General features: G+C 68.9%; 19 protein-coding genes and 1 pseudogene. 10 read left to right on the top strand and 10 right to left on the bottom strand.

Annotated elements, in window-relative coordinates:
• Positions 1–48: 48 nt before the first annotated feature.
• From modB to CKO41_RS18655, 3 genes are all read right to left on the bottom strand, one after another.
• Entirely contained in the window at positions 49–726 is a 678-nt protein-coding gene (gene modB / locus CKO41_RS09770) for a molybdate ABC transporter permease subunit (protein WP_200251398.1), read from the bottom strand.
• Positions 727–739: 13 nt separating this feature from the next.
• On the bottom strand, positions 740–1,498 hold the full coding sequence (gene modA, locus CKO41_RS09765) for a molybdate ABC transporter substrate-binding protein (RefSeq protein WP_200251397.1): 759 nt from the start codon (positions 1,496–1,498) through the stop codon (positions 740–742).
• A 93-nt stretch (positions 1,499–1,591) separates the two neighbouring features.
• Positions 1,592–2,017: a TOBE domain-containing protein gene (locus CKO41_RS18655; RefSeq protein WP_242464205.1), complete on the bottom strand. Its 426-nt coding sequence runs from the start codon at positions 2,015–2,017 to the stop codon at positions 1,592–1,594.
• 861 nt (positions 2,018–2,878) lie between these two features.
• Here CKO41_RS18655 and CKO41_RS09755 point away from each other — a divergent pair.
• Positions 2,879–4,522: a glutamate synthase-related protein gene (locus tag CKO41_RS09755; RefSeq protein ID WP_200251396.1), complete on the top strand. Its 1,644-nt coding sequence runs from the start codon at positions 2,879–2,881 to the stop codon at positions 4,520–4,522.
• Positions 4,523–4,711: 189 nt separating this feature from the next.
• A complete protein-coding gene (locus CKO41_RS09750; RefSeq protein WP_200382024.1) occupies positions 4,712–5,278 on the top strand; it encodes a Uma2 family endonuclease in 567 nt (188 codons plus the stop codon).
• Between the two features lie 73 nt (positions 5,279–5,351).
• On the opposite strand, the gene CKO41_RS09745 is transcribed toward CKO41_RS09750, so the two are convergent.
• From CKO41_RS09745 to CKO41_RS09730, 4 genes and pseudogenes are all read right to left on the bottom strand, one after another.
• Positions 5,352–5,594 (bottom strand): thioredoxin family protein, encoded by a 243-nt coding sequence (locus CKO41_RS09745; RefSeq protein WP_200382023.1) that lies wholly within the window; start codon positions 5,592–5,594, stop codon positions 5,352–5,354.
• An 88-nt stretch (positions 5,595–5,682) separates the two neighbouring features.
• A complete protein-coding gene (locus tag CKO41_RS09740; RefSeq protein ID WP_200382022.1) occupies positions 5,683–6,645 on the bottom strand; it encodes a permease in 963 nt (320 codons plus the stop codon).
• Between the two features lie 308 nt (positions 6,646–6,953).
• A complete protein-coding gene (locus CKO41_RS09735; protein WP_200251389.1) occupies positions 6,954–7,325 on the bottom strand; it encodes a DUF6164 family protein in 372 nt (123 codons plus the stop codon).
• Positions 7,322–8,364: pseudogene (locus tag CKO41_RS09730) on the bottom strand (efflux RND transporter permease subunit); the annotation flags it as partial. The gene CKO41_RS09735 and the pseudogene CKO41_RS09730, both read right to left, overlap by 4 nt.
• 16 nt (positions 8,365–8,380) lie before the next feature.
• On the opposite strand from CKO41_RS09730, the gene CKO41_RS09725 reads away from it, so the two are divergent.
• Positions 8,381–9,127, top strand: a complete 747-nt coding sequence (locus CKO41_RS09725) for a class I SAM-dependent methyltransferase (protein ID WP_242464204.1) — start codon at positions 8,381–8,383, stop codon at positions 9,125–9,127.
• A gap of 33 nt (positions 9,128–9,160) precedes the next feature.
• On the opposite strand, the gene CKO41_RS09720 is transcribed toward CKO41_RS09725, so the two are convergent.
• Both CKO41_RS09720 and CKO41_RS09715 read right to left on the bottom strand, forming a co-directional pair.
• Complete coding sequence (locus CKO41_RS09720) at positions 9,161–10,366, bottom strand: hypothetical protein (protein ID WP_200251384.1); 1,206 nt, start codon at positions 10,364–10,366, stop codon at positions 9,161–9,163.
• A gap of 167 nt (positions 10,367–10,533) precedes the next feature.
• On the bottom strand, positions 10,534–11,697 hold the full coding sequence (locus CKO41_RS09715) for an AI-2E family transporter (protein ID WP_200382021.1): 1,164 nt from the start codon (positions 11,695–11,697) through the stop codon (positions 10,534–10,536).
• A 349-nt stretch (positions 11,698–12,046) separates the two neighbouring features.
• On the opposite strand from CKO41_RS09715, the gene msrA reads away from it, so the two are divergent.
• Entirely contained in the window at positions 12,047–13,315 is a 1,269-nt protein-coding gene (gene msrA, locus CKO41_RS09710) for a peptide-methionine (S)-S-oxide reductase MsrA (RefSeq protein WP_338115563.1), read from the top strand.
• A gap of 693 nt (positions 13,316–14,008) precedes the next feature.
• Complete coding sequence (locus CKO41_RS09705; protein ID WP_200254982.1) at positions 14,009–14,638, top strand: MarC family protein; 630 nt, start codon at positions 14,009–14,011, stop codon at positions 14,636–14,638.
• On the opposite strand, the gene CKO41_RS09700 is transcribed toward CKO41_RS09705, so the two are convergent.
• Entirely contained in the window at positions 14,584–15,612 is a 1,029-nt protein-coding gene (locus CKO41_RS09700; RefSeq protein WP_200382020.1) for a hydrolase, read from the bottom strand. The genes CKO41_RS09705 and CKO41_RS09700 overlap by 55 nt on opposite strands.
• Before the next feature lie 153 nt (positions 15,613–15,765).
• Between CKO41_RS09700 and CKO41_RS09695 the strand changes: the two genes are divergently transcribed.
• The 5 genes from CKO41_RS09695 to CKO41_RS09675 all read left to right on the top strand — a co-directional run bounded on the left by CKO41_RS09695 (position 15,766) and on the right by CKO41_RS09675 (position 22,440).
• The gene (locus CKO41_RS09695; RefSeq protein ID WP_200382019.1) at positions 15,766–17,187 is read left to right on the top strand and encodes a TolC family outer membrane protein; all 1,422 of its coding nucleotides are present in this window, start codon (positions 15,766–15,768) and stop codon (positions 17,185–17,187) included.
• A gap of 61 nt (positions 17,188–17,248) precedes the next feature.
• Positions 17,249–18,352 (top strand): chorismate synthase, encoded by a 1,104-nt coding sequence (gene aroC / locus CKO41_RS09690; protein WP_200382018.1) that lies wholly within the window; start codon positions 17,249–17,251, stop codon positions 18,350–18,352.
• A gap of 50 nt (positions 18,353–18,402) precedes the next feature.
• Entirely contained in the window at positions 18,403–19,542 is a 1,140-nt protein-coding gene (locus tag CKO41_RS09685) for an MFS transporter (RefSeq protein ID WP_200382016.1), read from the top strand.
• A 387-nt stretch (positions 19,543–19,929) separates the two neighbouring features.
• Positions 19,930–22,023, top strand: coding sequence for a glycogen debranching protein GlgX (gene glgX / locus CKO41_RS09680; protein ID WP_200255386.1), 2,094 nt, complete (start codon positions 19,930–19,932; stop codon positions 22,021–22,023).
• A 183-nt stretch (positions 22,024–22,206) separates the two neighbouring features.
• The gene (locus tag CKO41_RS09675; RefSeq protein ID WP_200382014.1) at positions 22,207–22,440 is read left to right on the top strand and encodes a hypothetical protein; all 234 of its coding nucleotides are present in this window, start codon (positions 22,207–22,209) and stop codon (positions 22,438–22,440) included.
• Positions 22,441–22,452: the final 12 nt, after the last annotated feature.

Genomic DNA, 22,452 nt, shown 5'->3' with positions numbered 1-22,452 from the left:
ATCCCCGACGGGACGGGCTGTGTGGCCAGACCGATGGTGTCATCGGCGTCAGAACGTCCGTTGGCGGGGGTTGAGGGTATAGAGCGCCAGCAGCACCAGGAAGGAGAAGACCACCATGCTTGCCGCCAGCCAGTGGGCTTGGCCGTATTCCATCGCCTCGACATGGTCGTAGATCTGTACCGAGACGACGCGGGTCGCCCCTGGAATATTGCCGCCGATCATCAGCACCACGCCGAACTCGCCGACCGTGTGGGCGAAGCCGAGGATAGCGGCGGTGAGGAAGCCCGGTCGCGCCAACGGTAGCACCACGCTGAAGAAGCGGTCCCAGGGACCGGCGCGGAGCGTGGCGGCGACCTCCAGCGGTCGTTCGCCGAGCGCCTCGATGGCGTTCTGGATCGGCTGCACCACGAAGGGCATCGAATAGAAGACCGAGGCGACGACGAGGCCCCAGAAGGTGAAGGGCAATAGCCCGATGCCGAGTGCCTGGGTAAGCTGGCCGACGGGGCCGTTCGGCCCCATGGCCAGCAGCAGGTAGAAGCCAAGGACTGTCGGTGGTAGCACCAGCGGCAGGGCGACCACTGCGCCGACGGGCCCCTTCCAGCGCGAGCGGGTGCGCGCCAACCACCAGGCGATGGGGGTGCCGATCAGCAGCAGCAAGATCGTGACCAGCCCGGCGAGTCGCAGGGTCAGCCAGATGGCCTGGAGGTCGGCATCGGAAAAGCCCATCGCGCTCGGTCTCCTACTTCGACAGCCCGTAGCCATAGGCGCGGATGATGCTCTGCGCCCGCTCGCCTTGGAGATAGTCCATCAGCGCGTGCGCGGCGGGGTTCTCGGCGCCCCTTGCCAGGATCACAGCGTCCTGGCGGATGGGCGCGTGCATGTCCGCCGGCACCACCCAGCCCGAGCCAGAACCGATCTCGCCGTCCTGGATCACCTGCGACAGGGCGACGAAGCCCAGTTCGGCATTCCCGGTGCTGACGAACTGGTAGGTTTGGGCGATGTTTTCCCCTTGGACCAGCTTGGGCGTGACCAGCTGATCGACATCGAGCTTCTCGAGGACCTCGATGGCGGCCGCGCCATAGGGCGCGAGCTTGGGGTTGGCGATTGCGAGCTTGCGGAACTGGTTCCGTCCCAGCACCCTGGGGCCATCCTGGATGAGCTCGGCATCGGCGCTCCAAAGCACCAGGCTGCCAAGGGCGTAGGTGAAAGTCGTGTCGGGCACGGTCAGTCCGTCCTCGACGAGCTGTGCCGGCTTCTCCGCATCCGCCGAGAGGAAGACCTCGAACGGGGCGCCGTTCCTGATCTGGGCGTAGAACTTGCCAGAGGAGCCAAAGGAGGTCTTGGCCTGGTGTCCGGTGTCTTCGCCGAATGCCTCGGCGATCTCGTTCATCGGGCCGGTGAAATTGGCGGCGACCGCCACCGAGACGGTTTCGGCGCCCGCGGCGGTACTGACGAGGGCCAGCGCGAACAGGGTAACAAGGTTGCCTGGGGTCTTCATCGTGGGTCTCCGGATGGGTATGAGGCGGGTCGAGCGTTGCGTCTTGTTTGCTATAACGGTGGTCGCGGCAGGCTCCTGACCTGCCGGGTATCCTCAGTCCTCGACGGCCAGGATGACGTGCGGCGCCTTGATCAGCGCGCAGGCGCGGCCGCCCTCGGCGAGTCCGAGTTCCTCGGTGCTGTCGTTGGTGATCATCGCGACCAGGCGGGTCCCGCCATCGAGCGCCAAGACCACCTCGGCGTTGACTGCGCCCCTGGTGATGCGCTCGATGGTGCCGCACAGGCGGTTGCGGGCGGAGGTCTTGAGCCCACCGTCTTCGGTGGCCAGGATGACGAAGGAGGCCTTGATCAGTGCGAAGACGTCCGCTCCGACCGTCAACCCCAGCGAGTGGACGCTCTCATTGGTGATCATGGCGACCAGGGGGGCACCATTGACGTCGAGGATGACCTCTGTGTTGACCGCGCCCGCTTTGATGGCGGTGACGACACCGCGCAGGTTGTTGCGTGCACTGACCTTCATGCCTACGACTCCTCACAGGTTGTGAAAATGTTCGAACTCCCGCTTGTGCCGGCCCAGTCGTGCGAGAACGCGGCGGTGCGCCTCGTCGGCGATCCGGAGCCGGTGTGTCGCCCCTCGTCTGTCACCTCGGCTCGGCCTTGCCGCCACGACGCCCGCCGGTCTGACGCCATAGCCGGGGGCTGGTCCGAGAGGTCATCTGCAGAGTCGACCGAACCCCAGGCCTGTTCGTGGGACATGCCCGTCTGCGAGATCGAGCCCGTCTCGCCGGTCCGCCGCATCGATTCGTTGCCGTCATATCCGATGAGGCGGTGCTTGTTCAGGTCGTCAGGCCCCGCGGACCTCCGGGCTCGACACGAGGGTGTCAGCCTCGAAGGGGGTGCTCCGATCACGACAGGGTTATGTGTTGCACGATATAACGCCTGGCCGATACCAAGCAAGTTGTGGGCCGTCCATTCGGGGCGCTGGATCGGTGCCCCGAGCGCCGGTGGTTTGTCGGCTTCGCGACAAAGGTCGTCGAGATTGAGAGGCATCGAACAGTCGGTGGCGCCTGCGTCGTTCGCGGCGTGATCGCGACTGGGGGGCCGCCCTGGCTACCCGAGCGCGCGATCACCCTTCGCGTCGGTCTCGCGGCGGGAGCCAAGGCCTTGGCATCGCGGTAAGATCGCCCGCAGGCCGAGATCCCGGCAGCGGGATCGCGCGCCTGCCGGGGGTCATTGCCCCGCGCCTTGACAGGGCGCTGTCTTTGCCGCGTCGCGCGCTGCGGCGATGTCGCCGGCGCGATCGGGTGAAGCGTCCGTGCGCCCCCGGATGCAACCACTGAGAGCGACATCGAATAAAGACGAGATAAGACGAGGTATCCGCATGTATCAAGCGCCGAAGCAGAACGATGCCCTGGGCACGACCAACCGGGGCAACCCCTGCGAGTCCGGGCTCTGTACACTGTGCAGCGCCGATTGCAAAGGCAAGTGCGAGACATGGCTTTCGTCGCTGCTGGGTCGCAAGCTGCTCTACCCGCGCAATTTCGGCGAGATCACGGCCGGCTCGGCCAACATCGAGGCCGAGGGCATCGGCTATCACGCCCTGCGCATCCAGGGCTACGCCCATGGCGCCCACGGCCTCGATGGTCGTCTCTCGCGCAGCCCCGACGATCGGGTCTTTCCCAACGTCGAGATCATGACCCAATTCGGCCGCACCCACCCGGTGCGCTGTCGGCTGCCGATCATGACCGGTGCCCTCGGTTCCACCCCGATCGCGGCCAAGTATTGGGATTCGTTCGCCGTCGGTGCGGCCCTCTGCGGCTTTCCGATCGTGGTCGGCGAGAACGTCGTCGGGATCGACCGGCAGGCGGTCATCGACAACGGGCGGACCCTGGCGGCCCCGGAGCTGGATCGGCGCATCGAGACCTTCAAGCGCTATTTCGATGGCCATGGCGCCATCATCGTCCAGATGAATGTCGAGGACACCACCAATGGCGTGGCCGAGTACATCATCGACAAGTTCGGCGACGAGGTGGTCATCGAACTGAAGTGGGGTCAGGGGGCCAAGGACATCGGCGGCGAGATCCAGGTCGCCGACATCGAGTATGCCCGTTTCCTGAAGGGGCGTGGCTATGTCGTCGACCCGGACCCGACCGACCCGGTCGTCGAGAAGGCCTATGCGAGCGGGGCGGTCACCAGCTTCGCCCGCCACAGCCGTCTGGGGGCGACCGATCAGGATGCGGCCGTCGCCGTGCGCGAGGCCTTCCTGGCCGAGGTGACCCGCCTGCGCCGCCTTGGCTTCCAGCGCATCTCGCTGAAGACCGGGGCCTATGGCGCCGAGGCCCTGGCGATGGCGATCCGCTTCGCGGCGGACGCTGGGCTGGACCTGCTGACGATCGATGGCGCCGGCGGTGGCACCGGCATGAGTCCCTGGAACATGATGGATCACTGGGGGGTGCCCTCGCTGCCGCTGCACGCGATGGCGCAGGAGTACTGCGAGATCCTCGCGGGTCGCGGCCTGACGCCACCGGACCTCTCGCTGGCCGGGGGCCTGGCCCGCGAAGACCACATCTTCAAGGCCCTGGCGCTCGGGGCGCCCTATGCGAAGCTCGTCTGCATGGGCCGGGCGCCCATGATCCCGGGCTTTCTCGGCAGCAACATCGAGGGGGTCCTGCGCCCGGAGCGGCGCGCCGCCGTCGCCGGTCACTGGGACAAGCTGCCCGCCTCGGTGGAGTCCATCGGGACCCGCCCCGAAGAGATCTTCGCGGGCTGGGAGGCGGTGCGGGCCAAGGTCGGCGAGGCCGAGATGGACAAGATCCCGTTCGGTGCCGTGGCCATGTACGGCTATGCCGACAAGCTCGCGTGCGGGCTCCAGCAGTTCATGGCCGGCGCCCGTAAGTTCTCGCTCGATCAGATCGATCGCGGCGACCTGATGGCCGCCAACCGCGAGACGGCCGAGGTCACGGGCCTGCCCTTCCTGACCGAGGCGGGCCGGGAGCGGGCCCTGGCGATCCTCCAGGCCGAGTAGCGGCGAGCCCCGGCGAGGCAGCCTGGGGCCAGGGATGGGTGCCGGTCAGCAGCGGGCTGGGATCGCCCGCCCAGGTTCCTCGCTGCCGCCGGGGTATCGCCCCTTGGCCCTCGAGGTGTCTGGACCGCAGCATGCTAAGCTGAAGGCTATGTCCAAGGGCCTCACCGGTCGAGTTGTGAGAAACACCTGATGGAAGCGCGACGATTGCTCAACATCGACGACCTGCTGGCCTGGCCCGGCGATGAGCGCGTCGAGCTGATCGACGGCGAGATCGTGCAGCGGCCGATGGGTCGCTTCGAGCATGGCCAGGCGCAGACTGCGCTGATTGGCCAATCATTTCCGCTCGTCCTGCGACGCCAACCGGGCGGTTGGTGGATCGTCCCCGAGATCAGTGTCCGGTACAACGAGCACCACTGTCCCAGCCACGACCTGGCCGGCTGGCGCAAGGAGCGGCTGCCGGAGCGCCCTTCCGGCGTCATCACCGTGTTGCCGGATTGGGTCTGCGAGATCCTCTCCCCGGGCCACGAGCGCAAGGACACGGTCACGCACTTCCTGCGCCTACAGCGCGCCGGGGTTCCCTTCTATTGGATTGTCGCACCCGAGGACCGGGCGCTGATCGCCTATGCCCTGGAGGCCGGCGGCTACCGTGCCCTGTTCACGGCCGAAGGCCCGGAGGAGACCTCGGCCAAGGTGCGTATCCCGCCGTTCGAAGCCATCGAGATCGATCTGGGCCTGCTGTTCGGGAGTCTGGAATGACGGGCGACCGCCCGGAGATGGCGACGTCACGTCCGAACAGGCCCATCCAGGCCCTGTCGGCCTGGTGGCCAGCCTAATCCGAGGCCTGCATCCAGGCGCGGATCCGCTCGGGGCCCGGCACCCCGCCGGAGTGCACGACCGTGCCGTCGATGACCACTCCCGGCGTGGACATGACCCCGTAGGACATGATCTCGGCGATGTCGGTGACCTTCACGAGGTCGATCTCGACGCCGGCCTGCTCGGCCGCCTTGGCGATCGCGTTGGCGGTGATCTCGCAGTTGCGGCAGCCGGAGCCGAGCACCTTGATCTGTTTCATGGATTGACCTCGTAAATCGCATAAGTAATGGAGGGGAGGGCGTAGGATGCGGCGAGGAACGAACCGCATCGATCGCGTGCGTCTTTCCTCAGGTGATCAGGTTGAAGCCCCAGCCGACCAGGATGAAGGACACCGCCAGCACGGCGGCGAACAGGGCCAGCGCCGGCCAGCGGATGACCTTGCGCAGGATCAGCATCTCGGGGATCGACAGGGCCGCGATGCTCATCATGAACGCCAGCACCGTGCCGAGGGCGACCCCCTTGCCGAGCATCGCCTCGGCCACCGGGATCACGCCGGTGGCGTTGGAATAGAGCGGGATCCCGACCAGGACCGCGGCGGGCACGGCCAGCCATTGGCCATCGCCGAGGTGCTCGACGATCCAGTCCGCGGGCACGTAGCCGTGGATCAGCGCACCGACGCCGATACCGATGACGACCCACTTCCAGATCCGGCGGAGGATCTCGCGGACCTCGGCGACGGCGAAGCGGTGACGCCCGAGTAGGCTGGTGTCCGGGCGCGGCACCGCGGCCTCGCCCATCTGGATCCGCCAGACGTACGCCTCGACCCAGCGCTCGGGTCGGAAGCGCTGCATGACGATGCCGCCGACCCAGGCGACCAGCAGCCCGGCGCCGATGTAGAGCAGTGCCAGCTCCCAGCCGAGGAGGCCGATCAGGAGCACCGCCGCCACCTCGTTGATCATCGGCGAGGCGATCAGGAACGAGAAGGTCACCCCGAGCGGGATGCCGGCCTCGACGAAGCCGATGAACAGCGGTACCGACGAGCAGGAACAGAAGGGCGTGACCGCGCCCAGGCCGACGGCCAGGCCGCGTGCCTGCCAGTCCGGTCGACCGCGGACGAACTCGCGCACCCGTTCCGGGGAGACCAACGCGCGCAGCAGGCCCATGACGTAGATGACGACGACCAGCAGGGCGAAGATCTTGGCGACGTCCATGACGAAGAACTGCACGGCCGCGCCGCTGGCCGAATCGCCGGCGAGGCCCAACAGGTCGTAGGCGACGCGGTCGCCGAGCCAGTCGAAGGGGTCGAGCATGTCCTGAATTCCACGGAGGCGGGGCCGAGCACCGCCCGGGTGGTGTGCCCTGGCCCGCCGTGCTTGGGCATGGTGTGTCGGGCGCAGTATATAGCGTTAATCGAATATACTCAACGGCGCCCGATTCGAAGGCGTCGCGGTCGGGGATCGCGTCCTGTGTGGCGATGGGAGGACCTCGCCGTCGGTCTCGATGCGGTGCCCCGAGCCGACATCCTTTCCGAATATCGGTTCGAAAAGACCTGGGCATTCGTCTGGTGGGCGCGGCGCGACCCGACATCCGAGGCCGAGATCCCTGGCGGGTGTCTCGGTCAATCCCCGAGGGCGACCTGGATGAAGGGCACCGTCATGAGCGCGGCGATGGCCGCGACGGCCGCGAAGTAGAACAGCACCCGGGCCGGTTCGCGCCGGATGCGCTCGGCCAGGGTCTCCAGTTCGCCGCGCGCGCGGGCCGCCTCGTGCTCGGCCCGCACGCGGGCGCCGCGCTCGGCCTGATACCGATCGAGCAGGCGTCGCGCCGCCGGGAACTGGCCGTGGTCCTCGAGCCAGATGGCCCCGACCGTGATGCCCCAGCGATTGGGCGGCGTCTCGTAGTAGGCGATCTGGTGACGATTGAGGAGCTCGCGGACCTCCGCGGCCTCCTCGTCGGTCACGTAACGCAGATTCATCAACAGCTTGCTCATGCCTTCCTCGACGTTGCCGCCACCCCGGGCGCACCGCCTCGCCGGTGCAGGATCAGGTAGATGGCCGGGATCACGAACAGACTCAACAGCGGGGCCGTGATCATGCCCCCGACCATCGGGGCCGCGATCGGCCGCATGACCTCGGAGCCGACCCTGGCCCCGAGCAGGATCGGCAGCAGCCCGGCGAAGATGGTCGCGACCGTCATCGCCTTCGGCCGCACGCGCATGACGGCGCCTTCGATGATCGCCTCGACCAGATCGGGCTCGTCTCGCAGCCGACCGGCCGCGCGCCGATCGCGCACCGCATTGTTCAGGTAGACGAGCATGATGACGCCGAACTCGGCGGCGACGCCGGCCAGCGCGATGAACCCGACGGCGACGGCGACCGACAGGTTATACCCCGCGAGATAGACGAGCCAGACCCCGCCGAACAGTGCGAACGGCAGCGACAGCATCACGAGAGCAGCGGTGCCCCCCGAGCGGAAGGTCAGGTACAGTAGCAGGAAGATGGACGCGAGCGTGATCGGCACGATCTGCGCGAGCCGGGCCTGCGCGCGCTGCATGTATTCGTACTGGCCGGACCAGGCGATCGAGATCAATACCGACACCGCGATGGTCGTGCCGGGGCGGCACAGCCCGCCGCGCAACAGCGGCCGGTAGATCGCGATCAACGCGCGATTGATCGGGTTGGCCTCCTCGCGCGCGATCCGCCCGCGGAGCAGGTAACCCATCAGGACCGGGACCAGGGTCACCGCCAACCCGGCGGCCGCGGCCATCGCATAGAGGTCTTCGTGAAGGCCAGCGGGGCGAAGAGCCGGCCCACTTGGGCCTCGAGCGCGAAGACCGGCAGGAAGCGGACGGTCACGATCAGGAGCGAGAAGAACGGCGTCGGACCGACCTCGATCGCCGTCGCGCCGATGACCTCCCAGCGGCGGCTGGCACTCAGGCCCGGCCCCGCGCGTTCGAGGTGCTTGTGGGCGTTCTCGATCATCACGATCGCGATCCCGCCGAGCGACATGATGTTGGCGTTGATGCCTTCGGAGGGTCCATCCCCCATGCAGGGCGACATCCCGAGGCGGGGGCGTCCCCCGCGCTGCCCGGTCTGCCGTGCCCCGGGACCCGCCCCGCTGCTGTCCAGCGCGGGGCGTGACTATTGGGCCTGTGGGACCTGCGAGGCCCGCTTCCTCGACCCCCGCCAGCATCCGTCGCGCGCGGCGGAGCGGGCGTATTATCGCCACCACCAGAACGACGTGGCGGACCCCGACTACCGGCGCTTTCTCGCCCGGCTCGCCGAGCCCTTGCTCGCGCGGCTGCCCGTCGGCGCCAGGGGGCTCGACTTCGGCTGCGGCCCGGGTCCGGCGTTGGCCGCGATGCTGCGCGCGGCGGGCCACCCGATGGCGCTCTACGACCCCCTCTTCCAGCCCGATCCGGCAGCTCTGCGCGGCCCCTTCGATTTCATCACCTGCACCGAGGTGGTCGAGCACCTCCATCGCCCCGCCGAGGAGTTGGCGCGCCTGGACCGGCTGCTCGCGCCCGGCGGCTGGCTGGGCATCATGACCTGCTTTCAGACCGACGATGCGCGCTTCGCCGGCTGGCACTACCGGCGCGACCCGACGCACGTCGTCTTCTATCGTGCCGCGACCTGGCGGTATCTCGCCGCCGCGCGCGGCTGGCACTGCGAGATCCCGGTCAAGGACGTCGTCCTGTTGCGCAAGCCGCCCGGCGACGGCCCGTCCGGCGATGACGCCGCCGGAATCGACGGGGAGCGAAGGGGTGCGGTGAATGATGGGCGTCGCCGCTGACGAGCGACCGGCCAGCGCCCGGTCGGTCGGGGCCTACCCGCCACCCTTCGACTCCGCCACCAACGCTTCGAAGCGCTGCACCGTCACCGGTCCCTCGTCCGCGGCCAGGGACCTGGCCACATCATCGAGACTGTGTGCGCCGTCGCTCTTGCGGCGGATCTCCCGGTCGATCTCCCGCAATACCCCGACGGCCCGGGCGGTGATCGGGCCGCTCGCGCGCTCCACGTCGAGGGTGCGGACGTCCCTTCCCCAGTCTGCCAGTTGCCGGTGCGCCCGCTCGAACCGCGCCTCGCTGATGGCGCCCGAGCGACGCAGGATCTCCAGCGAGTAGTACTCCGCGAGCCCCTCGACGATCCAATCGGCGCCAGGGGCGCCGCGGGCGCGCATCGCGACGTGGATCAACTCGTGGACGAGGGTGCTGGTAGCGTTGCCGCTGATCAGCGGTCGATCGCGGTGCAGGTAGAGCGACCCCGGCCCGGACAGGGCGCCACGCCACATGGGATCGCCCGCGCTCACCACGAGCAGCCGCTCGGGGAATCCGGGGAAGAGTCGTTGGATCGAGGGCAGCGTCCAACGCAGGAAGGCGAGGGTGTCGAGGTAGCGCACGTCCTGGCCGACCGGGGCCGAGACGGCGACGCGGGTGTCGCCGATGCGCTCGCGGCGGGTGCCGATGTCGCCCATGACCAGCCAGCCGGTCGGACGGTCGAAGCGTCGGCGGGGATCGTCGACCTTGAAACGGCCGCTCCTGTAGCGCGGATAGCGGGTCTCCACCGACCAGCCCGCGGGCAGGTGGAATTGCAGCTTGGCGTTCGAGGAGGCGGTGCCCTCGAAGCTGGAATGGATCGGCGGCACCAGGTCGTCGGCTCGGAACAGCGCCCATCGGGGCGTGATCATGCCGTCGTGGTCGCCGTTGTCGCGCCGGCTGGCGAGATCCACCCGGTACTGCAGCCAGGCGTCCTGCGCTGGCGGTCTCCACAGCACCTCGTCCCCCTGTTTCGAAACCTGTCCGGTACCGAAGAAGCCGCTGTAGCGTTGCGGGTCGGCCTGCAGCTTCAGCCAATCCACGAGATGGATGTTGCGGCTCAAGCGGATCTTCACGACCGCGGATTCGCGCTCGGGCTTGATCCAGACGGAGTAGAGCACGCCGAAGGTCGCGGGATCGGCGGCGCGGACGACGCCGCCCGGCAGCGCCAGTACCAGGGCCAACAGGAGGAATCGCAGGACGGACATCGGGCGCATGGGCGGGATCGTGAGCGGGTTATCGAGGGCAGGGTGGGGCATCGGGTCGAACGGCGAATTATAGGGCACCTCGGTTGGCGCGTAGACATATCCGGCGATGGGTCGCAGGGCGGGGCGCCCGCCGAGGGAGTCGACCGGCGAGGCGGCCTCGGGCGGGCCGACGCGGATCAGGGCGTGTCCTCGCCCTCGCTGTCCCCCTCGCCGGGCACCGTCCGGCTGCGGGCGAGGTACTGTTCGCGGTAGATGTGCGCGAAGGCGAACACGCAGGCGATGACCATGGGGCTGATCAGGGCGCCGATGAGGCCGTAGACCTGGATGCCCCCGAGCACGCCGAGGAACAGCAGCAGGATCGGCAGTTGGGCATGGTCGCCGATCACCACTGGGCGCAGCACGTTGTCGATGAGACCGACCAGCAGCAGGCCCCAGATGCCCAGGCCGACCGCGGCCAACGTCTGCTCGTTCACGAACAGGTAGACGGCGGCCGGGAGCCAGATGAGGCTCGCGCCGACGAAGGGCACGACCGCGAGGAAGGTCGCGGCGAAGCCGAGCAAGACCGGGAAGGGCACCCCGAACAGCGCGAGTCCGATGCCCGTCAAGGCGCCCTGCGCCGAGGCCGTCACCACGGTGCCGCGGAGCATCGCGACCAGGATGCGATCCAGGCCGGCGAGCACCCGCTGCTTGCCGGTCTCCTCCATCGGGACGAGTTCCACCACTCCGCGCACGAGGTGCGGTCCGTCGCGCAGGAAGAAGAACAGCGTGAACATCAGCACGATCAGGTGCAGCAACACGACGAAGAACTGCGCGACCAGGCTCGCGCCGAGCCGCGTGATCTCGTTGCCGGCCTGGCGCACCGTGTCGAGCGCGATGCCCGCGAGGTCGAGTTCGAAGCGCTCGACGTAGCCCCGCAGTGTCTCGACGAGAGCGGCGAGTGGGTCGGGCAGGTCGAGTGCAACGAGCACCGCCCCGAGGTCGCGGTGCGACAGCAGCCAGTCGCGTGCCACTGGGACCACCGCGGCCGCCTCGCGCAGCAGCAGCCAGATCAGGATGCTCAGCGGCACCACCACCGTGAACATGATCAGCAGCGTCGTCATGGTCGCGGCGAGATTCGGTCGGCGCACGACGCGGTGGATGATCCGGTGCACCGGGTAGGCGACCAGCGCCAGCATCACGGCCGCGATGAGCGGCGCCATGAACGGCGTGAGGATGAGGACGAGCTGGTAGATCAGGAAGAAGTAAGCGGCGAAGAAGAAGGCGATGAACAAACGCTCGCGATCGAAGCCGCTGAAGGCCTGCGAACGGGCCGGTGGAGGGCTGCTTGGGACGTCGCTCATCTTTCCGTCTTCCAGGGACAGTGGCAGATTGGTGGCGAACCGGCGTCGGCGCTCAGGGGTCCGGTGTCCGGCCCGATCGAAGACCCGCGCGCCCCTGACCACTGGGCGCGGCCCCAGGCAAGGATCGCGAGCGGGTCGCCTATATTCTCCCCCGGGCCTCGGGCGCACAAGGTCTAAGGGTTCCGCCGCGTAGGCGTGGCCGCGAGGTCCCATCGGACCCCGCTGAGCCGATCTGCGTCGGGGGAGGGGCGGTGCCGACCTTCATCCATGCGAAGGCTGGGGTGAAACATCCGGCGCCTTCGGCCTGTCCTACTGACATCGCAACGATCAACGCAATGAAGGCCCGACCATGTCCATGATTCGACCAACGATCTTGCCGGCGCTGCTGCTCGCGCTGCTGCCGCTCGCCCCGGCCTTGGCCGCGAGCGAATCCATCGTGCTCGGCATGGGCTGCTTCTGGGGCGCCGAGAGACGCATGTCGGAGATCCCGGGCGTCCTGGATGTGGAGTCCGGCTATGCCGGCGGCGATGCCGAGCGGGTCGGCTACCGTGACGTGCTGAGCCTGGAGCGGCAGATCCGTGGCGGGCGCAGCGACGCGCGCAACCATGCCGAGGTGGTGAAGGTGACCTTCGATCCGGCCCGGGTGTCGCTGGAGCGGGTCCTGATCGGCTTCTGGGAGAACCACGACCCGACCCAGGGCGACCGCCAGGGCAACGACATCGGCAGCAACTACCGCAGCGCCATCTACTGGACCGATGCGGACCAGCGCGCGGTCGCCATCGAGACCCGCGATGCCTACCAGCAGGCCCTGAGCGCCGCCGGCTATGGCCCGATCACGACCGAGATCGCGCCGCTGAGCAACTACAATCGCGCGGAGACCTATCACCAGGACTATCTGACGAAGAACCCGGACGGCTACTGCGGTCTGGGCGGTACCCGGGTCGCCTATCCAGGCGAGCCGGCGAAGCCGCGGCCGCAGCCGCTCGCGGCCGATGCGTTGGATCGGGACCGCCAGCTCATCGTCTTCGAGGCCGAAGACTGCCCATACTGCAAGGCCTTTCGCACCGAGGTGCTGGCGCACTGGTCCTCAGACGTGCCTGTCGTGACGACCTTCAGCTCTGAGCCACCATCGGGCTGGACCCTGGCGAAGACCCTGTTCGCGACGCCGACGATGGTCCTGTTCGAGGACGGCCGCGAGGTCGCCCGCTACACCGGCTACCAGGGCGACAAGGAGCGGTTCTGGAAGTGGCTCGGTTTCCAGATCCTGACCCCCGAGCAGCAGAAGATCGCGTTCGAACAGGGTACCGAGCGCGCCTTCACCGGCTCGCATCTCGATGAGAAGCGCCCTGGCGTCTTCGTCGACCCAATCACGGGTGCACCTTTGTTCCGCAGCGATGCCAAGTTCGACAGCGGCACGGGTTGGCCGAGCTTCTTCAATCCGGTGGAGGGCGCGATCACGCTGCAAGAGGACAGGTCCCACGGCATGCGCCGCATCGAGGTGCGCAGCGCCAGCTCCGGCATCCATCTGGGGCATGTCTTCAACGACGGCCCACCGCCCACCGGCAAGCGTTATTGCATCAACGGCAACGTGCTGACCTTCGTGCCGGATCCCGAATAGCTGCGCGGGCGGGGCTGACAGCAGCGTGCAGCCCCGTGCGTTTGGGGTGGCATCGGGCGGTTACGCGTGTCTGCGCATATCCGGTGCCCGCTGTTGGACTGGTTGCCCGCTTGGGCGAACCTTCTCGCCGATGCCGGGGCGGACCGGCTCGATCGGCATGCACGCCCGGTTCGGCCGTTGGGCTCGAAGGATTTCGTCGCAGGCGTCGAGGTCCGCCCCGGGCAGTGGCTTCGAGCGCAGACGCCGCGTCGCGAACGCGGCATCGAAGCCGGGCGGCGCCCCGTGGAAACGGCTCAGAGGCTGAGGTATCCCCGGATAAGAGGCCTAAACCGCCGTGGCGTAGGTCGACTTACCGACGGAAGCCGGCGCTCGCAAGCTGAGCCATCTCGCCGTCGCGCGGCTGACTGGGAGCGCCGGCTTTCCAGCCGGCTCGTCGCCGTTGCGGCTCGATGCCGCGTTGGCGGCGTCTGGGCCGGTAGAAGGGCACGTGCGCAGCGGCCATCCAGCGGCGCTTAGGACCGGTGCATAAACAACCGATACAGGCACGCGGAAGACAAGAAACTACGAAATGCGCGGAAGTCGCGAAAAACAGCGGATAATTCTATGCGTATTCAGTTTTTTCGCGTGTTTCGTAGCTCTCAGAAGATTTTCCGGTTGTTCTTGAATCGCCACTGAGCGGTCCCGCGGGTCGACATGGACTTTCTCTCCGCCGCAATCCTGCTCTTCATCATCATCGATCCGCTGGGCAACATCCCGGTGTTCCACGCCCTGCTCGGGCGGTATCCGCGCGCCCGGCGGTTGCGGGTCATCGTCCGCGAGATGCTCGTTGCGTACGCGGTGCTGCTTGCGTTTCTGTTCGCCGGCGGGGCGATCCTGCGCTATCTGGGGCTGAGCCAGCCGGCGCTCGGCATCGCCGGCGGCATCGTCCTCTTCGTCATCGCGCTGCGGATGGTCCTGCCCGGGGCGCAGGCCGGCGAGCCGCTGCGCGAGGGGGAGGAGGAGCCCTTCATCGTGCCGCTCGCGGTGCCGATGATCGCCGGCCCGTCGGCCGTCGCGGCGCTGCTGCTGCTCGTGAGCCGCGCGCCCGACCAACTCTGGACCTGGTGGGGGGCGATGACGCTCGCCTGGGGTGCGAGCGCGCTGATCCTGGTCGCCTCGGGCCTGTTGATGGAGGTCGCCGGGCCGCGCACGCTGCGCGCCCTGGTGCGCCTGAGCGGCATGCTGCTGATCATGATGGCCGTGCAGATGCTGATCGATGGCCTCACGACCTATGTCTGCGCGTTCGCGACCGGGACCCTCTGCCCCGGTGGCGCGTCGCCCTGAGGGCCGGCCTGCGCCCGCGCCATGCAGGCGTCGAGGTGGCGCAGGATGCGTCCCTCGAGCCAGTAGACGGGCCGCCCGGGGACGGCCCCGGCGATGAAGCCGACGTGGCCGCCACCCTCGGCGAGCTCGAGCGTCACGCCCGGGCCGAGTTCGTGTTCGTAGGGGATGGTGCGCGGGTACATGAAGGGGTCGTCGCGGGCGTGCAGGATCAGGGTCGGTGTCGTGATACCGGGCAGGAACCGCCGGCAGCTGCACCGTGCGTAGTAGTCGTAGGCCCCGGCGAAGCCGTTCAACGGCGCCGTGATGCGGTCGTCGAAGGTGTCGATGTCGTCGATCTCGGCGAGCGCGGGGTCGTCCGGCAGGCCGAGGTGTGCGAGCTTGCGCCGGTAGGCGGCCTTGAGCTTCGCGAGCAGGTGGCGGTGGTAGAGGCGCGAGACGCCGCGCTCGAGCCGCAGCATCGCATCGCGCAGCACGAAGGGGACCGACACGGCAACCGCGCTCGCGAGCGGTGGCTGGCGCGTCTCGCCGAGGTACTTCAGCAGCAGGTTGCCGCCGAGCGAGAAGCCGACGGCCGCGAGCAGCGGGCCTTCGGGATCCTCGGCGAGCTCGACGAGGACGGCGGCGAGGTCGTCGCTCGCCCCCGAGTGATAGCCGCGCTGGAGGCGGTTAGGCTCGTCGCCGCAGCCGCGCAGGTGCATGAAGATCGGCCGATAGCCCTGGGCGGCGAGGCGCGCCACCAGGGCCCCGGCATAGTGCGATTGCAGGCTCCCCTCCAGGCCGTGGATGACCAACACGCGCGGGCCCTGGCCCTCGGCGACGGCCAGGTCGATGAAATCCCCGTCGGGCAGTTCGATGCGCCGCCGCGGCAGCCTCAAGCGCGGGCGGGCGCGCGCCAGGCTCGGCCACAGGGTCTGCAGGTGCGGGTTGGCCAGCCACCAGGCGGGGCGAAAGTCGCTGATTTGCAGTTGGCCCATCTCGGCAAGGCACTCCGGTTCGTGGGTTGGCGATCGCCGGCGGGGGCCGGGCGGCCGACGAGCGGGTCGCCCGCCCCGTCAAGGTCCCCTCAAGTCGGCGCGGTTTGTGTTAGCTTATATGCCTTTCATCGGGCGCTTGAGGATTCATCGAGGATGTTCAGATCAATCCCGGCCATCGTCGCCGTCCTGTGCTGCGTCGTGTTGCCGCTTCCAGGGCACGCAGAGGACCTGCTTCAGATCTACGATATCGCGGTCGAGAGCGACCCGAGGCTGGGCGAGGCGGAACAGATCCTGGCCTCGACGCGCGAGCTCAAACCCCAGGCGCGGGCGCTGCTGCTGCCGTCGTTCGGCCTCGAGGGTTCGGCGGAGTATGTCGATTCCAAGGTCTCCGGGACGACCAGCGTACCCAGCCTCAGGTACGACCCGGCTGGCGGCTTCCCGATCCGCGACCGCTTCTCGATCGGTTCCGGCGAACGCCGCTTCGAGCGCAGCGACAGCTATTCGCAGGAGTCCTTGTCGGCGGTCCTGACCCAGTCCGTCTTCGATCGGGCCAACTGGATCCGGTTGCGCCAGAGCGATGCGACGATCGCCCAGGCCGAGGCCCAGTACAGCGATGCCCAGCTCGCGCTGATGGTGCGCACGACCGAGGCCTATTTCGGGGTCCTGCGGGCGGCCGATGCGGTGCGCGTGCAGCAGGCCCTGGTGCGCGCCAACGAGCGCACGCTCGAGCAGTCCAGGCAGCGCTTCGACGTCGGCCTGGTCGCGATCACCGACGTCAACGAGAGCCAGGCCGCCTACGACCGCTCGCGCGCTACCCTGATCGCCGCCGAGAACGCCCTCGGCAACGCCTGGGAAGCCCTGCGCGTCATCGTCGGCCCGATCCGCGTGCCGATCGCCCGTCTCGGCGGGCAGCTGCCCCTGGCGCCGCCGGAGCCGAACGACATCGACCAGTGGGTCGAGACCGCGCTCCAGCGCAACTACGGCATCGCCGCGGCCCAGCAGGCGGCGACCGCGGCCAAGCAGCAGATCGAGATCGAGCGCAGCGGCCACCTGCCGAAGGTCGATCTGCAGGCCGGCTACAACTGGGACGAGTCGCAGGCCGACACCGGGACCGATACCGAGACGGCCTTCGTCGGCCTGCGCGTCTCGGTGCCCATCTTCCAGGGCGGGGCCGTGACCTCGCGCACCCGCCAGGCCGGCCACGACTTCAGCGCCGCCCAGAGTCGCCTCGATCAGCAGCGGCGGGCCGTGCTGAACCTGGTCAAGGACTCCTTCCGCGGGATCCTCTCGAACATCAGCGACGTCGAGGCGCGGCAGGCGGCCATCGTGTCGGCACGCAGCGCCCTGGAGTCGACCCAGGCCGGGCTCGAGGTCGGCACCCGGACCCAGGTCGACGTGCTCAACGCCCAGCAGCTCCTGTTCGAGGCGGAATTCCAGTACCTGAGCGCCCGCTATGACTACATCATCAACGGCGTCAAGCTCCACCAGGCGACCAGCACCCTGAACCGGGAGGTCTTGGCCAAGGCCAACGCCTGGCTCGACCCGCAGGATACGGTCCCGCCGCCGGCCTACTGACCTCGATCGCGCCGAGCGCGATCGCGCTCGGCCCGCCGCCCCTGAGCCCGCGAGACCCAAGATGTCCGGAAACAGCTTCGGCAAGCTCTTCGTCGTCACCAGCTTCGGTGAGAGCCACGGGCCGGCGATCGGTGGGATCGTCGACGGTTGCCCGCCGGGGCTGCCGCTCGGCGAGGCCGACCTGCAGCCGGATCTGGACCGGCGCCGCCCGGGCACGTCGCGCCACACGACCCAGCGACGCGAGGCCGATCGCGTCCAGATCCTCTCGGGGGTCTACGAGGGGGTGACGACCGGCACCCCGATCGGGCTCCTGATTCACAACGAGGATCAGCGCTCGCAGGACTATGCGCAGATCGCCGCCAAGGTCCGCCCGGGCCATGCCGACTACAGCTATCTCCTGAAGTACGGCCTGCGCGATCCGCGCGGCGGCGGGCGCTCGTCGGCGCGCGAGACGGCGGTGCGGGTCGCGGCCGGGGCCATCGCGAAGAAGTATCTGGCGGTGCGCCATGGGGTGCGCATCCGCGGCTACCTTTCGCAGCTCGGCCCGCACCGCCCGGCGGGCTTCGACTGGGCGGCCGTCGAGCAGAATCCCTTCTTCTTCCCCGATGCGGCGGCCGTGCCCGCGCTCGAGGCCTTCATGGACGCGCTACGCAAGGACGGCGACTCGATCGGCGCCGAGGTGACGGTGGTCGCGACCGGCGTTCCGCCCGGTCTCGGCGAGCCGGTCTTCGACCGCCTCGACGCCGACATCGCCCACGCCCTGATGGGGATCAACGCCGTCAAGGGGGTCGAGATCGGCGCCGGCTTCGCCGCCGTGACCCAGCGTGGCAGCGAGCATCGCGACCAGCTGACCCCCGAGGGCTTCCTGAGCAACAACGCCGGCGGCGTGCTCGGCGGCATCTCCAGCGGTCAGGACATCGTCGCCCGCTTGGCCCTCAAGCCGACCTCGAGCATCCGGGTGCCGGGTCGCACGATCGACGCCACGGGCGCCCCGACCGAGGTCGTCACGACCGGCCGCCACGACCCCTGCGTCGGCATCCGCGCGACGCCGATCGCCGAGGCGATGCTGGCGCTGGTCCTGATGGATCACCTGCTGCGCCATCGCGCCCAGAACGCCGACGTCGCCCCGACCACCCCCGCCATCCCGCCCGCGGCCCCGGCCTGAGCCGGGCGCTACCCGGATGCCCGGCCGGTGCGGCCGGGCCGACCCCATCGATGCCCTACTGGCGCCTCGCGAGCTTCTATTTCTTCTACTTCGGGTCGCTCGGCGCCCTGATGCCCTACTGGGGGCTCTATCTCCAGGAGCGCGGCTTCTCGGCGCTCGCGATCGGGCAGCTGGTCGCGATCCTGCTGGCGACCAAGATCGTCGCGCCGAACGTCTGGGGCTGGCTCGCCGACCGCCAGGGTCGGCGGATGCCGATCGTGCGGCTGGCCTCGCTGCTCTCGGCCATCGCCTTCCTCGCCGTCTTCGTCGCCGACGGGCTGGCCGAGATGGCGCTCGTGATGGTCCTGTTCAGCTTCTTCTGGAACGCCTCGCTGCCGCAGATGGAGGCGGCCACCTTCAGCCACCTCGGCGCCCGCGTCAATCGCTACGCGAGCATCCGGCTGTGGGGCTCGATCGGCTTCATCCTGGCCGTCGGCCTCGTCGGCATCGGCCGGCAGCACCTGGGCAACGAGGTCGTGCCGCTCGTCGTCCTGGCCCTCTACGTCGGCGTCTGGCTGAGCACGCTGGCGGTCCCCGAGGGTCGGGCGGTGGTCCACGCCGAGGAGTCTCCGTCGCTCGCCGGGCTGTTGCGGCGCCCCGAGATCCAGGCCTTCCTGGCGAGCGGCCTGCTGATGCAGATGAGTCACGGGGCCTACTACGCCTTCTATTCGATCTATCTGGAAGAGGCCGGCTACGGTAGCCTGGCCATCGGCGGCCTCTGGGCCTGGGCCGTGGCGATCGAGGTCCTCGTCTTCCTCGGCATGCACCGGATGCTCGATGTCTTCGGCGCGCGGCGCATCCTGCTCGCAACCTTCGTCCTGGCGGTCGCGCGCTGGCTGTTGATTGGCGCCTTCATCGCCGTGCCGACCGTGCAGATCCTCGCTCAGGCCCTGCATGCGGCGACCTTCGGCGCCTTTCACGCGGCGGCAATCCACCTCGCCTATCATTACTTCCCGGGGCGCACGCAGGGGCGTGGCCAGGCCCTCTACAACAGCGCGAGCTTCGGCGTCGGCGGGGCGGGGGGCGCCCTGGCGAGCGGGGTCCTCTGGACGACGCTCGGGGCGAGCGTCACCTTCGTCCTCTGTGCCGGGGTGGCGGCGCTCGGCGGGCTGCTGGTCTGGGGTTGGGTGGATCGGGGGCGCCGCTTCTGAGGCACGGGCGTGCCGCAACCGGCCCGCACGTTGTCGAGCGCGGGCGTGTCCCCCAAGATGATGGGGATCTGGCGGGCGCGGCGCGCGATCGGCGCCGAACCGCTTCTAACGGGGACGCGGATGAACGATAATCGCCATGGGCGCATTCGTCGGCGATGGTTCGCCGGCGGCTGGCGCCCGTCGCCCTGTCTGGCGGCCCTGATCGAGACCATCCGCAGGACGTCGTTCGGCCGTCGCCCGCCCGCCGGCGGCAACGACGGGCCTGCCGGCACCCGACGGTCCTGGTGTCTCGCGGGTGCAAGGGACCCGGGTCTCGCCTGCCCGTCACACCCCCCAGCATCGACACCCGACCATGGCCCCCTGATCACTACACGAGCGGTCCAGCCGATGATTCGCCAATATGAGACGCGCCCTGGGCGGCGCTACCCGTCCGGGGCGAGCGTCGAGGAGCTCGGCGTCAATTTCTCCGTCTATGGCCGCCACGCGACCGGGGCGGAGCTGCTGCTCTACGCCTCGGCAACGAGCGCGGAGCCCTTCCAGGTGATCCGGCTCGATCCGCGGGTCAACCACACCTTCTTCACCTGGCACGTCCTGGTCATCGACCTGCCGCCCGGGGTCCATTACACCTGGCGCATGGACGGCCCCTACGACCCGAGCGGCCGGGGGCTGCGCTTCGACGCGCGCGTCGAACTGATCGACCCCTGGGCGCGGGCCGCGACGACCGAGGTCTGGGATCGCTGGCGGCGCTGGCGCGACGGGCCGCAGCCACACGACTCGCCGCGCGCCGTCGTCCTCGCCGAGACCTACGACTGGGAGGGCGATCGGCCGCTGCGCATCCCCTCGGAGGAGACCATCATCTACGAACTGCACGTCGGGGGCTTCACCCGTGATCCCTCCTCGGGCGTGCGTCACCCCGGGACCTTCGCCGGCATCATCGAGAAGATCCCCTATCTGGAGGCCCTCGGGATCACCCACGTCGAGCTGATGCCGGTGATGGCCTTCGACGTCCAGGATGTCCCCAAGCCCGTCTGGGAGGCCGGCCTCAGCAATTACTGGGGCTACAGCACCCATAGCTTCTTCTCGCCGCACCCGGGCTACTGCGTGACCCCGGAGGCGGGCACCCACCGGCGCGAGTTCCGCGACATGGTCAAGGCCCTGCACCGGGCCGGGATCGGCGTCATCCTGGACGTGGTCTTCAACCACACGGCCGAGGGCAACGGCGCCGGCCCCGTGATCAACTTCAAGGGCTTCGGCAACGAGACCTTCTACTGCCTCGACCAGATCAACAAGGGCATCTATCTCGACTTCACCGGCTGCGGCAACACGGTCAACGCCAATCACCCATTCGTCAGCCGCTTCATCATCGATTGCCTGGAGTACTGGGTACGCGAGATGCATGTCGACGGGTTCCGCTTCGATCTGGCGAGCGCTATGGCGCGCGACGCGAACGGGATGCCGATGGCCCACCCGCCCGTCATCTGGGGCATCGAGCTCTCCGAAGCCCTGGCCTCCACCAAGATCATCGCCGAGGCCTGGGATGCCGCCGGGTTGTATCAGGTCGGCAGCTTCCCGGGCTACCGCTGGATGGAGTGGAACGGGCGCTATCGCGACAGCATCCGGCGCTTCGTGCGCGGCGACCCGGGGCTGGTCGGCGAGGTCGCCACGCGCATCGCCGGCAGCAGCGACCTCTACGAGGCCAACCTGCGCCTGCCGATCAACAGCATCAACTTCATCACCTGTCATGACGGCTTCACATTGGCCGACCTGGTCAGCTACGAGCACAAGCACAACGAGGCCAATCACGAGGGCAATCGCGACGGCAGCAAGGAGAACCTGAGCTGGAACGGCGGCGTCGAGGGGCCGACCGACGACCCGCTGATCCGGGCGCTGCGCCGCCGCCAGGTGCGCAACTTCTTGACCATCCTGATGGTGAGCCAGGGGATCCCGATGCTGTTGGCCGGCGACGAGGTGATGCGCAGCCAGGGTGGCAACAACAACGCCTGGTGTCAGGACAACGCCACCGGCTGGTTCGATTGGGGCCTCCTCGAGACCCACCGCGACCTGTTGCGCTTCACCCGCGAGCTGATCGCGCTGCGCAAGCGCCACGCGAGCCTCCGACGGCGCTACTTCCTCTCCGGCCGCCACCGCGCCCCCTTCACCGATCAGCCCGACATCCGTTGGCACGGCCTGGAGCTCGACGCGCCGAACTGGGACGACGAGCGTGCCCGCTATCTGGCCTTCACCCTCTCCGGGCGCACCGCCGAGGAGGCGCCGTTGCACGTCCTCCTCAACATGGACGACGAGCCGCAGACCTTCGCCCTGCCGGTCCTGCCCGACTGGACCTGGCGGCGGGCCGTCGACACCGGGCTCGACACGCCCGAGGACATCAGCCCGCCACTCGAGCAGCCCGCCGTCACCGGCGGGTCCTATCGCGCCGGTCCGCACACGATTGTCGTCCTCGAGGCGATTCCGGCAGCTTGAGCGCGGCGCGCCGGAAAGCGATCGAGCGCCTGCGCAGGGCTGGACGGGGGCTTGCTCCGGGGCCTAATCTGGAGCCTCATGTAGGCGCTGGGGCGTTGGACCGTCGCGCTTCTCGGGCACGGGGCGGGGCCGGGGAGGGCGGCCTGGCGTCATCTGGCCCGAGTTCAGGAAGCCGTTTCTTCGATGACTGCGACCAACATCCATCTCGCCATCGGGCGGCGCAGGCGCCTGGTGCCCGGCAAACCCGCATCGCCGACCGAGACCAGTCCCCGCGAGGCCGAGCCGATCGACCGCCGCGACCAACGGGCACCCCGTGCCCCCGTCCACCTCCCTGTCCCCTGCGGGCCGACGGCCGAGGTCATCGAGCGTGCCACGCGGGCCGTCGATCCTGCCGATGGGCGGGCCGGCAGTGGCTGAGGCGCCTCGCGA

This window comes from Thiococcus pfennigii (assembly GCF_016583835.1).
Classification (GTDB): domain Bacteria; phylum Pseudomonadota; class Gammaproteobacteria; order Chromatiales; family Chromatiaceae; genus Thiococcus; species Thiococcus pfennigii.
Note: the sequence above shows the minus strand (reverse complement) of the source record. Positions and strands in the feature narration are given on the sequence as shown.